At 63.1% G+C, this 12,776-nt stretch carries 12 protein-coding genes; 8 read left to right on the top strand and 4 right to left on the bottom strand.

What is annotated here, in order from left to right:
- Positions 1–27 precede the first annotated feature (27 nt).
- Genes lepB through D9R08_RS17740 form a run of 4 tightly spaced genes read left to right on the top strand, consistent with a single transcriptional unit; the run spans position 28 to position 2,775 of the window.
- Entirely contained in the window at positions 28–813 is a 786-nt protein-coding gene (gene lepB / locus D9R08_RS17755) for a signal peptidase I (protein WP_121899473.1), read from the top strand.
- Positions 810–1,493 (top strand): ribonuclease III, encoded by a 684-nt coding sequence (gene rnc, locus D9R08_RS17750; protein ID WP_121899472.1) that lies wholly within the window; start codon positions 810–812, stop codon positions 1,491–1,493. Before lepB ends, rnc begins: the two co-directional genes overlap by 4 nt.
- Positions 1,494–1,540: 47 nt before the next feature.
- Complete coding sequence (era, locus tag D9R08_RS17745; protein WP_121899471.1) at positions 1,541–2,446, top strand: GTPase Era; 906 nt, start codon at positions 1,541–1,543, stop codon at positions 2,444–2,446.
- Positions 2,443–2,775, top strand: a complete 333-nt coding sequence (locus tag D9R08_RS17740; RefSeq protein WP_121899470.1) for a DUF1491 family protein — start codon at positions 2,443–2,445, stop codon at positions 2,773–2,775. The genes era and D9R08_RS17740 overlap by 4 nt, the downstream gene beginning before the upstream one ends.
- Here the strand turns inward: D9R08_RS17740 and D9R08_RS17735 are convergent.
- On the bottom strand, positions 2,772–3,386 hold the full coding sequence (locus tag D9R08_RS17735) for a Pr6Pr family membrane protein (protein WP_121899469.1): 615 nt from the start codon (positions 3,384–3,386) through the stop codon (positions 2,772–2,774). The genes D9R08_RS17740 and D9R08_RS17735 overlap by 4 nt on opposite strands.
- Before the next feature lie 64 nt (positions 3,387–3,450).
- Here D9R08_RS17735 and recO point away from each other — a divergent pair, with 64 nt between their 5' ends.
- Positions 3,451–4,179 (top strand): DNA repair protein RecO, encoded by a 729-nt coding sequence (gene recO, locus D9R08_RS17730; RefSeq protein ID WP_121899509.1) that lies wholly within the window; start codon positions 3,451–3,453, stop codon positions 4,177–4,179.
- A gap of 106 nt (positions 4,180–4,285) precedes the next feature.
- Here recO and D9R08_RS17725 read toward each other — a convergent pair whose 3' ends face one another.
- Together D9R08_RS17725 and D9R08_RS17720 are read right to left on the bottom strand one after the other, a co-directional pair.
- Positions 4,286–5,404: an ATP-binding protein gene (locus tag D9R08_RS17725; RefSeq protein ID WP_121899468.1), complete on the bottom strand. Its 1,119-nt coding sequence runs from the start codon at positions 5,402–5,404 to the stop codon at positions 4,286–4,288.
- Positions 5,405–5,542: 138 nt separating this feature from the next.
- Entirely contained in the window at positions 5,543–7,234 is a 1,692-nt protein-coding gene (locus D9R08_RS17720) for an acyl-CoA dehydrogenase family protein (RefSeq protein WP_121899467.1), read from the bottom strand.
- A 156-nt stretch (positions 7,235–7,390) separates the two neighbouring features.
- Between D9R08_RS17720 and D9R08_RS17715 the strand changes: the two genes are divergently transcribed.
- On the top strand, positions 7,391–8,161 hold the full coding sequence (locus D9R08_RS17715; protein ID WP_121899466.1) for a sulfite exporter TauE/SafE family protein: 771 nt from the start codon (positions 7,391–7,393) through the stop codon (positions 8,159–8,161).
- Between the two features lie 279 nt (positions 8,162–8,440).
- On the opposite strand, the gene D9R08_RS17710 is transcribed toward D9R08_RS17715, so the two are convergent.
- Entirely contained in the window at positions 8,441–10,039 is a 1,599-nt protein-coding gene (locus D9R08_RS17710; protein ID WP_121899465.1) for a phosphoenolpyruvate carboxykinase, read from the bottom strand.
- Positions 10,040–10,338: 299 nt separating this feature from the next.
- On the opposite strand from D9R08_RS17710, the gene D9R08_RS17705 reads away from it, so the two are divergent.
- A complete protein-coding gene (locus D9R08_RS17705) occupies positions 10,339–11,040 on the top strand; it encodes a response regulator transcription factor (RefSeq protein WP_121899464.1) in 702 nt (233 codons plus the stop codon).
- A 24-nt stretch (positions 11,041–11,064) separates the two neighbouring features.
- A complete protein-coding gene (locus D9R08_RS17700) occupies positions 11,065–12,774 on the top strand; it encodes a sensor N-terminal transmembrane domain-containing protein (protein WP_199709428.1) in 1,710 nt (569 codons plus the stop codon).
- Positions 12,775–12,776 lie beyond the last annotated feature (2 nt).

The raw sequence follows: 12,776 nt of genomic DNA, 5'->3' as shown, positions 1-12,776 counted from the left end.
AAATTGGCCCTAGGCGAGGCAGGATGAATGGCGGCAGAGGCAAAGACGGACACCATCTGGGAAACGGTGAAAACCGTGGTCTACGCTCTGCTGATCGCGGGTGTTTTCCGTACCCTGTTCTTTCAGCCGTTCTGGATTCCGTCGGGCAGCATGAAAGACACGCTGCTGATCGGCGATTTTCTGTTCGTGAACAAGATGGCCTATGGCTATTCGCAGTATTCCTGTCCGTTCTCGCTCTGCCCGATCGAGGGCCGGATTTTCGGCTCGGAGCCTGAGCGTGGCGATGTGGTCGTGTTCCGCCATCCGGTCAATGGCAGCGATTTCATCAAGCGCGTGATCGGCCTGCCCGGCGATACGGTGCAGATGCGAAATGGTGTCCTGTTCGTGAACGGGGAGCCATCGCGGCTGGAGCCGGAAGAGCCGTTCCGCGAGATCTTCGGGCTGCAAGGGCCGGTCGGGCACACGCCGCGTTGTTCCAATGCCCCCGTGGGTGAAGGCGGCGACTGCCTGAAAGAGCGTTTCACCGAGACCCTGCCGGGCGGCGTTTCCCATTCGGTGCTGAATATCGAGGACGGAACCTTTGGCGATGACACCCCGGTCTTCACCGTGCCCGAAGGCCATTTCTTCACCATGGGCGACAACCGCGACAACAGTCAGGACAGCCGCTACCCGCAATCCATCGGGGGCGTCGGCATGGTGCCGATGGAAAACCTGATCGGCCGGGCGGATCGGGTTATCTTCTCCTCTGCCGGTCGCCGGATGGTGTATTTCTGGACATGGCGCGGCGATCGTTTCTTTCAGGCGATCGAGTGAAGCTGTCGAAGGATCTCAGCGCGTTTTGCGCCCGTCTGGGGCACGAGTTTGGCGACCCCGCGCTGTTGATCCGCGCGCTGACGCATTCCTCGCTGTCGTCGGAAACCCGGCCCGACAATCAGCGGCTGGAATTTCTCGGGGACCGGGTGCTGGGGCTGGTGATGGCCGAGGCCGTTCTGGCACAGGACCCGCACGCGCCTGAGGGAACGCTGGCGCCTCGGTTCAATGCGCTCGTCCGCAAGGAGACCTGCGCCGATGTGGCCCGCGCGATCGATCTGGGCGCGGTGCTGAAGCTGGGAAAATCCGAGATGATGACCGGCGGGCGGCGCAAGAACGCGCTGCTTGGCGACGCGATGGAGGCGGTGATCGCTGCGGTCTATGAAGATGCCGGGTTCGATGCGGCGCGAAAGCTGGTTTTACGGTTATGGGCCGACAGGATCGCGACGCTGGACACTGACGCGCGGGATGCCAAGACCGCCTTGCAGGAATGGGTGCAGGCCCGGGGACAGATGCCGCCCGATTATGTCGAGATCGCGCGCAGCGGGCCGGACCATGCGCCGGTTTTTGTGATCGAGGTGCGGCTGGCAAGTGGTGAAAGCGCACGGGCCGAGGCGCGCGCGAAGCGCGCTGCCGAACAGGCGGCCGCGCGGGCACTTCTGGAGCGGATCGATGGGACGTGACCGGAGGCCGACGCGACGGGCCGCTTGCTTCAAATGAGGATCGTGAGATGACCAAACGTGCCGGATTCGTCGCCTTGATCGGAGAGCCGAATGCGGGCAAATCCACGCTGCTGAACCGGATGGTCGGGGCCAAGGTCTCGATCGTGACACATAAGGTGCAGACAACGCGTGCGCGCATCCGCGGTGTGGCGATGGCGGGCGACAGCCAGATCGTTTTCGTCGATACCCCGGGTCTTTTCCGCCCGCGCCGCCGGCTTGACCGGGCGATGGTGGCCGCCGCATGGTCGGGCGCGGCGGATTCGGATGTGGTGGTTCTGCTGATCGAGGCGCATCGCGGTCTGACCGAGGGTGTTCAGGCGATCCTGGACGGTCTGGCGGAGCGCGCGGAGGGGCGGCGGGTTGCCCTGGCGATCAACAAGATCGACCGGGTCAAGGCCGAGGTTCTGCTGGCCCTGACCGGAAAGATGAACGCAGCCTTCCCGTTTGAGAAGACCTTCCTGATCTCGGCGGAGAAGGGCCACGGCGTGGACGATCTGAAAGCGTGGCTTGCCGGGGCAATCCCCGAAGGCCCGTGGCTTTACCCCGAAGACCAGATCGCCGATTTGCCGATGCGGATGATCGCGGCGGAGATGACGCGGGAAAAGCTGACCCTGCGCCTGCATCAGGAACTGCCCTATCAGCTGACCGTCGAAACCGAGGCGTGGGATGAGCGCAAGGACGGGTCGGCGAAGATCGACCAGATCGTCTATGTCATGCGCGACGGGCACAAGGGTATCGTTCTGGGCAACAAGGGTGAGACGATCAAGGCCGTCTCGACCGCGGCGCGGGAGGAACTGGAGGCGTTTTTGGGCCGCCGGGTGCATCTGTTCCTGCAGGTCAAGGTACGGCCCGGATGGTTGGAAGAGGCGGAGCGATATTCCGAGATGGGGCTGGATTTCAAGGACGGGGCATGACCCCGCGCCTGACCGCGGAATTCTGGGTGCATGCCTATCTGGCGCGGCTGCGGCTGGCCGATATTCCGGCCTTCGTGACCGCCAGGGGGGATGCCACGGCGGGAACGGTTCTGATCAAGGTGAATACACTGGACGGTCAGGCGAAAGCGTTTCAGCGGTCCTTCGATCTGATGACCGGAGAGCGGGCCTGGATCGTTCTGGCGGAAGGTGCGGATGCCGAGGTCGAGGCCGCGCTTGCGCGTCAGCGGGGCTATGATCCGGATCTCTGGGTGATCGAGGTCGAGGACCGGGCGGGGCGGCATTTGCTGGACGAACCCGGACTGACCTAGCGCCTGGCGATCCTGGCCAGCCCATTCAGCACCACGCCCAGAACCAGCAGGACCACGGCGATGTAGAGGAGGTTCTGCGCGACCTGCGGCCAGCCGATCAGTGACGGGTCGAGAAACGGGTAGGGGTAGCGCCCTTCGGCAAGGCCGCGCAGCACGGCGTATCCGGTATAAAGCGCAGGCCAGAGCAGCGGCAGCCAGAGATGGCGCAGGGCCGGCGGAGCTGCAGGCGCGAAGAAAAGCCACCACAGAAACGCAGCGGCAGGGACCGCGCTGTGCAGCCCGTGATCGGCGATCAACCCGATCCCGTCCGGCGACCAGAGATCGCTGAGAAGCAGGTGATAGACGCCGCCCACAAGAATCAGCGACACAACGAGGCTGTGCAGCCAGCCCGGGTGCCGGGAATGCCGGCCGCAGGCAAGTGCCGCGAAGCTTGCGGCGGCCAGAAGGTTCGTGAGTGTCGTGAAGTAGAGGGCCATGAGCCACAGCGTCTCCGCCCAGCCAAGGGCGAACCGGTCCCGAAGGTAGATTGTCTGCAACAACAGCGCCCCAAGGGCCATCAGCGCAAGGACGGCAGCCGTCGACCTGGCGGGTACGGATGTGCGATCAGCCATGGGGCAAGTCTGCCATGATCGCCCGGCAATGGACAACGGACCCGCGGCATGGAAAATGGCCGGTATGGAATGGCGCGACGAGGGCGTTTTGCTGGCGGTCCGACCGCATGGGGAACATGCCGCGATCATCGAGGTCTTCACCGCCGCCCAGGGGCGGCATGCCGGCGTGGTGCGTGGCGGCGCGTCGCGGAAAATGACGCCCGTGCTCCAGCCCGGCGCGCAACTGGACGTGACATGGCGCGCACGATTGCAGGATCATCTTGGGGCCTTCACGGTGGAGCCATTGCGTGGTCGTGCGGCGGGGGCGCTGTCTGACCGGCTGGCCTTGGCCGGCCTTGCGTCGATCTGCGCGCTCTTGTCCTTTACCCTGCCGGAACGGGAGCCTCACCCCGCGCTTTATGCGCGCTCGGTCGCCCTGCTGGACGGTCTGGGCGCGGAAAACTGGGCGCGGGCCTATCTGGATTGGGAGTTGGGGCTGCTGGAGGAGATGGGGTTTGCGCTGGACCTGAGATCCTGTGCGGTGACCGGTTCTTATGAAGATCTGGCCTATGTGTCCCCACGCACCGGGCGGGCGGTCAGCCGCGGGGCGGCGGGGGAGTGGGCGGACCGTTTGCTGCCCCTGCCGATCTGTCTTCTGGGGCAGGGCCCCGCCGAGCCGGGGGATATCGCCGATGGCCTGAACCTTAGTGGCTATTTTCTGGCCCATCATCTGGCCCTGTCGCTGGGGGAGAAGCCCCTGCCCGCCGCGCGGCAACGCCTGATCGATCTGATTGCGCGTCAGTCGGCGGGGTGACGGGTGAAGTCACGGGTCCTGTCTCGGCAAAATGGGTGCGGCGTGGCAAAGGCCACCGCATGGGCGCGGGATTATCCCGGATTATCGGCTTTGGGATAATTTGTCATCAGGTGAACTCCCGCTCGGGTCTCGCGACGACCCAGGCCTTCAGAAGCGGATCGGTCAATTGCCATCGGCCGTCCCAATTGTCGATCAAATGACGCTGCGCCAGAGCTTTCTGGGCCTTTTGCCGTTGCGAGGCAGTCAGGCTTTCTCCGGTCAGCTTTTGCAGGAAGTCATGGCCGGTCTGGCCCGTCGGCTGGGCGATCTCCTCGGCCAACAGCCGCAGCATCGCGCGCTGTGCCGGGGCAAGCTCCAGCCACATTCGGTCATAGCCTCCGGTTTCGGCCATTTGCTGCGCGACCTGGCGGCGGGCGGCCGCATCGTCGAAGCCGTTAAGCGGCAGGGCATTCAGCCAGATCTGAAACATCAGCGGATTGCGGTCAAAATCGTGAAAGGCGGCGCGCGCGGTGTCGATCGCGATGGTTCCGCGATAGGTGTCGTGGAACGCGCGCAACTGCTGGGTCACGAAGTCATCGGGCAGCGGCGGCAGGGTGATCTCGGTCGCGAAGTTGAAAAACGGGGCATCGCGCTGCGAAAAAACCCGCTTCAATCCGCTCTGCGATGAGCCGGTGAACACCACGGACAGGCCGGTCTTGCGCTTGTCCAGCGCAGTGCGCAGCGCGGCCATGATCGCGGTGGCCTCCGGCGCGTAAAGGATCTCCTGAAACTCATCAAACAACAGGATCGCCGGGCGCGTCTCATTCGAGAGCTTCTCGCAATACTGATCCAGAAGCAGGAGATGATCTTCAGGCGCCTTGCCCTTCAGATCCGACAGGTCGATCTCGATCTCCCCCCGTCTTGTCGGATCCCTCAGGCGCAACTTGGGTGACAGCGCCAGCGTGCCGCGCGCCAGACGTTTGGCGATGGGCTCCGCCCGGAGTGCCTGATCCAGCTCATAAAGCAGGATCGCAAGCGGGGACGTGGGCATTTGCCAGAAGGATGCATAGGCGACCTGATGGCCGTACATCTCGGCCCTCGGGGCAAGATCGTATTGCAGGAACTGGGTCTTGCCGATCCGGCGCGGCCCGAACAGAGAGATCGCCTGAACCGGGCCGCTCACCAGCATGGTGAACACGGTATCAAGGAAATCGGAGCGGGAATAATGCCAGTGAGCTTTGGTCATTATCCCTCTTTATCACGTTTCCGATATTTATCCAAACAGGGATAATGGCGGATAATCCGACACTGGACTGCCGGGCGGCCCCGCCGCCCGAACATCGCGGCGAGGGCCGGCCGCCGAGGGCACGCGCGACCCCGGTGCCTAGCCCAGAAGCCGCCGCGCGATGACCTGCGCCTGGATCTCGGCCGCACCTTCGAAGATGTTCAGGATCCGCGCGTCGCAGAGGATGCGCGAGATCTTGTATTCCAGTGCGAAGCCGTTGCCGCCATGGATTTGCAGCGCGTTATCCGCCGCGGCCCAGGCCACGCGGGCGCCAAGCAGCTTGGCCATTCCCGCCTCCAGATCGCACCGGCGGCCATGGTCCTTCTCGTCGGCGGAGAAATAGGTAAGTTGCCGGGCCACCATGATTTCCACGGCCATCATCGCGAGTTTGGAGGCGACACGGGGGAACGCGATCAGCGATTTTCCGAATTGCTTGCGGTCCTGCGCGTATTGCAGGCCGACATCCAGCGCCGACTGGGCCACGCCGATGGCGCGCGCTGCGGTCTGGATGCGGGCACTTTCGAAGGTTTCCATCAGATGTTTGAAACCCTGGCCCTCGACGCCGCCCAAAAGGTTCTCTCCTTTCACGCGGAAATTGTCGAAGCCAAGCTCGTACTCCTTCATGCCGCGATAGCCCAGAACCTCGATCTCGCCGCCGGTCATGCCCTCCGTCGGGAAAGGATTGGCATCGTCGCCCGGCTCTTTTTCCGCGAGAAACATGCTGAGGCCCTTGTAATTGCTGGTCTCCGGGTCGGTTCGGGCCAGCAGCGTCATTACATGGGTGCGTGCGGCGTGGGTGATCCATGTCTTGTTGCCGGTAATCCGGTAATCCTCGCCGTCCTTCACCGCGCGGGTGCGCAGGCTGCCCAGATCGGAGCCGGTGTTGGGCTCGGTGAAGACCGCCGTGGGCAGGGTCTCGGCCGATGCAATCCGGGGCAGCCATTTCTGCTTCTGTTCATCGGTGCCGCCGGTCAGAATCAGCTCGGCCGCGATTTCCGAGCGGGTGCCGAGTGAGCCCACGCCGATATAGCCGCGAGAGAGTTCTTCGGACACCACGCACATCGACGCTTTCGACAGCCCGAAGCCGCCGTATTCCTCCGGGATGGTCAGGCCGAAGACGCCCATTTCGGCCAGTTCCCCGATCACCGTCATCGGGATCAGCTCATCCTTCAGATGCCAGTCATGGGCGAAGGGTTCGACTTTCTCCACCGCATAGCGGCGGAACTGCGCGCGGATCATCTCCAACTCGTCGTCGAGACCCGTCGCGCCAATGGTGATATCTGCCGTCCGTTCCTGCATCAGTGCCACCAGCCGAAGCCGCGCCGCCTGCGTGTTGCCCGACTGGCACAGCGTCATGACGGCGGGAGCCATCATGCCGCGCTGGTCGTCCTGGCTGAGTCCGAGATCCTGCATCCGCAGGATCTCGCCCTGGCTCATGGGGATGCCGCCATAGATCTGCCAGAGATACTCGCCGAAGGCGATCTGATGGAGCAGCGCCTCGGTCTCGCCGAACCGCCCCTCGGCCTGCAGGCGCTCGGCCCAGTTCTGCATCTGGCGAAGTGATTCCACGTAGGTGGCCAGCCATGCCAACCCATGGGCCGCGGTCTGGTTCTGTTCCAGCGCGGGGGCGGAGAGTCTGCCGTCTTCGCTGACCATGGCGCGGACGCGGTCCGTAGCGGTTGCCAGCAGCGCCTCCACCGGCGGCACGGCCGCGCCGGTCAGCGCCAGCAGATCGGGCAAAATCGCGCTTTCAGGGCTGTCACTCTGCATAGGCTGTCCATCATGGGGCATGGGCGCTCTCCTGTCATCACGGGTCTGGACCGGAATTAGGGATTTTGCAGGTGCAGCGCAAGAAAAATACAACAATCGTTGCGCAAGAGACCGAAAATGTCTCACTTGTTTTGCAGTGCAGCGGCGCTATAGGAAAGGCGCGAGGGGAACCCGGCCATGGAAGACACGCTGAACCTGATGCCGCTTTGGGCCTTTTTCGCGGCATTGGCGGTCACGTTTCTGGCCGGCTTCGTCAAGGGTGCGGTGGGGTTTGCGCTGCCGCTGATCATGATCTCGGGGCTCAGCCTGTTTCTGGAGCCGCAACTGGCCATCGCCGGCATTCTGCTGCCGGTCGTGTTATCGAACTTCCTGCAAGCGGGCCGCTTCGGCCTCGCGCAGATCCGGGCGGTGGTGATTGAATACTGGCGCTACATTCTGATCGTCTGCGTCATGATCCTGTTCGTGTCGCAATTCGTCACGGTCATCCCGGCGCAGGTATTCTATCTGATCCTGGGCGTGCCGGTGGTGATCCTGTCGCTGATCCAGCTTTTCGGGGTGCGGTTTCATGTGCCCCCCGCGCGGCGGCGGATCGCGGAATGGGGCATAGGGGCCTTTGCCGGCGGGCTTGGCGGGCTTACGGGAACCTGGGGCCCGCCGACGGTGCTGTACCTGATCGCGCTTGAGACACCCAAGGCGAAACAGATGCTCGTGCAGGGGGTGGTCTATGGCCTGGGCTCGGTAAGCCTGCTGATCGGGCATCTGCAATCGGGGGTGTTGAACACGGTCACCGCGCCGTTTTCGGCCGCCCTGCTGATCCCGGCCTTTCTGGGCATGCAGGTGGGTTTCTGGCTGAGCGACCGGCTGGACGCGGAGGTGTTTCGCAAGATCACGCTGATCGTGCTGGTGGTGGCGGGCGCAAATCTGGTCCGCCGGGGTCTGATGGGTTAGCGGATTTCCGAACGTCTCGCCCAAACCGTTCAAGTCCGGGGTAATCGATGCCTTTCAGGATGCGGCCTAAACGGTTCTCCCGGAAGCTGCTGATCGCATTGATCGATGCCGCTGATACCAGCTGACGGTTAATGGCTTCGGAAGCTCGCAAAACCGTCACTGAGTGCCACAGTCTAGGGTAGTGGGCGGTGGCCCTGAGACGAGCAGAATGCTGTCTTCACGCAGGTCTGGGCATATCCCCGCCGCCTCCGGTATCCCGGGCAGCGGGTCGGATGAGCCTTAGCCGATGGCGGCGGCTTTCACGTCCTCGTCGATGAACGGCACGTATTGCGCGAAATTGTCGGCAAACATCTGCACCAGCTTGGCGGCCTGGGCGTCGTACTCCTCGTTCACCGACCAGGTGCGGCGCGGGTCGAGCAGAACTTCGGCCACGCCCGGCGCCTCCACGGGCACCTCGAAGCCGAAATTCGGATCGCGGCGGAACGCGCCCTTGTTCAGCGTGCCGTCCAGCGCCGCGGCGAGCAAGGCCCGTGTCGCGCGGATCGGCATGCGGGCACCGGTTCCGTAGGCGCCGCCGGTCCAGCCGGTATTGACGAGCCAGCAGGTCGCGGCGTGGCGGTCGATCTTTTCACGCAGAAGATTGCCATAGACTTCGGGCCGGCGCGGCATGAAGGGCGCGCCGAAACAGGTCGAGAAGGTCGGCTCCGGCTCCGTCACGCCACGCTCGGTGCCGGCCACCTTTGAGGTGAAGCCGCTCAGGAAGTGGTACATTGCCTGCGCCGGCGTCAGCCGGGCGATGGGCGGCAACACACCGAAGGCATCGCAGGTCAGCATGATGATGTTGCTGGGATGCCCGGCGCGTGCGGTCTCGCTTGCATTCGAGATGTAATGCAACGGGTAGGCACAGCGCGTATTGGCCGTCAGGCTATCATCCTCGAAATCCAGATCGAACGTGTCGGGGTCGAAGACCATGTTTTCGATCACCGTGCCGAACTTGCCGGTGGTGGCATAGATCTCGGGCTCGGCTGTCGGGCTGAGGTTGATGGTCTTGGCGTAGCAGCCGCCCTCGAAGTTGAAGATGCCGTTCTCGGACCAGCCGTGTTCGTCATCGCCGATCAAAACCCGGCCCGGATCGGCGCTCAGCGTCGTTTTTCCGGTTCCGGACAGACCGAAGAAAACCGCCGAATCCCCGGGGTTGCCGATCGCATGATTGGCCGAGCAGTGCATTGCCATCACACCCTTGCCGGGCAGGATGTAGTTGAGCAGCGTGAACACAGATTTCTTGTTTTCGCCGGCATAGGCGGTGCCGCCGATGAGGATCAGTTTCTTCTCGAAATTCAAGGCGATAACCGTTTCGCTGCGGCATCCGTGGCGGTTCGGGTCGGCCTGAAACCCGGGGCAGTTCAGGATCGTGAACTCCGGAACGAAACGGGCAAGCTCCTCGGCTTCAGGGCGGCGCAGCATATGGCGGATGAACAGCCCGTGCCACGCCAGTTCGGTCACCAGACGCACATCCAGCCGATGATCCGGGTCGGCGCCGCCGTAGAGATCCTGGACGAAATAGTCGCGGCCCTGCATGTGCCTGAGCATGTCGGCGTGAAGTCGGTCGAAGGCCGCAGGTTCCATCGGGGCGTTGTTGTCCCACCAGATCGTGTCTTCGACCGATGCACTGCGCACCACGAATTTGTCGTTCGGGGACCGGCCCGTGTGCTTGCCCGTGGTCACCAGCAACGCCCCACCCTGGCCCAGCGTGCCCTCGGCGCGTTTCAGCGCCTCTTCGATCAGGGCGGGTTCCAGCAGGTTGTAATAGACGGTGCCTAGCCCTGTGATGCCTTGCTGGTCCAGCGTCTGGGCTGGGTTCACGCGCCCGATTTTCATATGCAAGCTCCTTGTCCGGATTGGTCCGGTCCTAGGGTGGAAATCCCGTCGGTGAGTGCGTCAGCCCACCGGTGCGTGGCCCATATAACATGACGATTTTGGCGGTGAACAGGACAGAGCCGCACAGTTAGCGCAACCAAAGCGAAACATTTTTGCACCATTAGGGCGGCTTTAACGCCGAAAAGGTCTGAATAGAAGCGCGCCGCCCACGCGATTCGCAAGTTAGAGATTGATTCTAAAGCGCGAAAACCGGAGAATGAGGAAAAAATAAGGCAACCGAGCAGTATAAGGATGACAGCATGTCACGGATCGCGCTTGTCGATGACGACAGGAATATCCTGACCTCCGTTTCCATGACCCTTGAGGCAGAGGGTTTCGAGGTCGAAACATACAATGATGGCCAGAGCGCGCTGGATGCGTTCACCCGGCGGATGCCGGAGCTTGCCGTTCTGGATATCAAGATGCCGCGTATGGACGGGATGGATCTGTTGCAGCGCTTGCGGCAGAAATCCAAGGTTCCGGTCATTTTTCTCACCTCCAAGGATGATGAGATCGATGAACTGATGGGCTTGCGCATGGGCGCGGACGACTATGTGAAGAAGCCTTTTTCACAGCGTTTGCTGGTCGAGCGGATCCGCTCGATCCTGCGCCGGCAGGAAGCGATCGCATCGGACGCGACCGACACGCCCGAGGAAAGCCAGGTGCTGGTTCGCGGACAATTGTCGATGGATCCGCTGCGCCATGCGGTTACCTGGAAAGGCAACGATGTCTCGCTGACCGTGACCGAATTTCTGCTGCTGCAGGCATTGGCGCAGCGGCCGGGTTTCGTGAAATCCCGCGATCAGCTCATGGATGTGGCCTATGACGAGCAGGTCTATGTCGATGACCGGACCATCGACAGCCATATCAAGCGGCTGCGCAAGAAGATGCGGCAGGCGGATGACGAGTTTTCCGCAATCGAGACGCTCTATGGCATCGGCTATCGCTACAACGAAGAGTAGATGACCCTGGCTTCGGATCTTTCCATGACCAACAGGCGCGCCCGGGACAGGGCGGATATCGTGCTTGGGGAGGACTGGGATCGGCCGCAGGGTGCGGTCGAATCCGAATTGCGCGCAGCGCGGCAGCGGCGCGGCATGTTCTCGCTCAAGCGGTCGCCTCTGGCGCGCAAGATCATTGTCTTCAACCTGCTGGCCATCGTGGTGCTGGTCGCGGGCGTACTCTATCTGAACCCGTTTCGCGACAGCCTTGTCCTGCAACGCGAACGCGGGCTGGCGATCGAGGCGCAGTTGATCGCCGATGTGTTCGAGGCGAGCCTGCCCCGAAATGCGCCCGCCGACCTGATCACCGGCGACGGCATCAACCCCGAGGAGGTCCTGAGCCGCATCGGCCTGACCGAAGGCGTGGATGTCTTTGTATATGCGTCCTCCGGGGTTCTGGTCGCCTCCACCGACACGGTTGCGCGTAACCCCGTACGCCCGGTGCAGGGCCTTGATGATGACCGGCCTCCGCGAACGCTGCTCATCACCGACTTCCTCAATACTGTCTGGGACGGTATCGCCGCGCTTCTGTCCAACGAGAACGAACCCGCGGTTCCACCGGATGAAGAGCAACTGGCCCGCGCGCTTATCGATTACGCGCTGAACGGCGGCACCGTGATGCGGCGCGGGGTGGAGACCACCGGCACTGTCTATACCGCGGCCACCCCGATCGAGGGCAGCAACGGCATGATCGGTGTGGTCGCTGTAACCACGGCCGCGGGCGAGATCGACCAGCTCGTGCGTGCAGAACGCGAACAGCTTCTGCAGATGTTCGTGATCGCGCTGCTGGTCTCGATCGGTCTCAGCCTGGTTCTGGCCTCGACCATCGCCAATCCGCTGTCGGATCTCTCCGCCGCCGCCGAGCTTGGCCGGGACAAGAACGCCCGCAAGATGAGCCCCACTCGCGTTCGCATCCCCGACCTGACCGGGCGGCCGGACGAGATCGGGCGGCTGTCGGGGGCGCTTCGCGGAATGGTCGGCGCCCTCTATGACCGGATCGATTCAAACGAGCAATTCGCGGCCGACGTCTCACACGAGATCAAGAACCCTCTCGCGTCGCTGCAATCGGCCGTCGGCACCATGCGGCTTGCCAAGACGGAAGATCAGCGCAACCGCTTGCTGGAAGTCATCGAACATGACGTGAAACGACTGGATCGGCTGGTGTCCGATATCTCGAATGCATCCCGGCTCGACAGCGACCTGGTCAAGGAGGAGGAAGAGGAGTTCGACCTGATCCGCATGCTGGACAGCCTGAGCGGCTATCACGGCGAAGAAGCGGAGAAGTCCGGCGTGGACTTCATTGCCGATCTGCCTCCGGAACCGATCCTCATCAATGGTCTGGAGGGGCGTCTGGCGCAGGTGTTCGTCAATCTGATCACCAATGCGATCTCCTTCTGTCAGCCGGGCGACGCGGTCCGTATCTGGGCGCGCAAACGCCAAAACCGTGTGCTGATCGTTGTCGAGGACACCGGCCCCGGCATCCCCGAAGAGGCGCTGACCAAGGTGTTCAACCGGTTCTATTCGGAACGCCCGGTGCAGCAGTTCGGCGATCACTCCGGGCTTGGCCTTGCGATTTCCAAGCAGATTGTCGAGGCGCATGGCGGGGTGATCTGGGCGGAGAACATCCGCCCGACCGAAGCCGACGTGACCTCCGAACCGCTTGGTGCGCGTTTCGTGGTCGGCCTGCCGGTCTGACG

Source organism: Rhodophyticola porphyridii, from assembly GCF_003688285.1.
In the GTDB taxonomy this organism is placed as follows: domain Bacteria; phylum Pseudomonadota; class Alphaproteobacteria; order Rhodobacterales; family Rhodobacteraceae; genus Rhodophyticola; species Rhodophyticola porphyridii.
The sequence above is the reverse complement of the archived record's forward strand: the minus strand, read 5'-3'. Positions and strand labels throughout refer to the sequence as shown.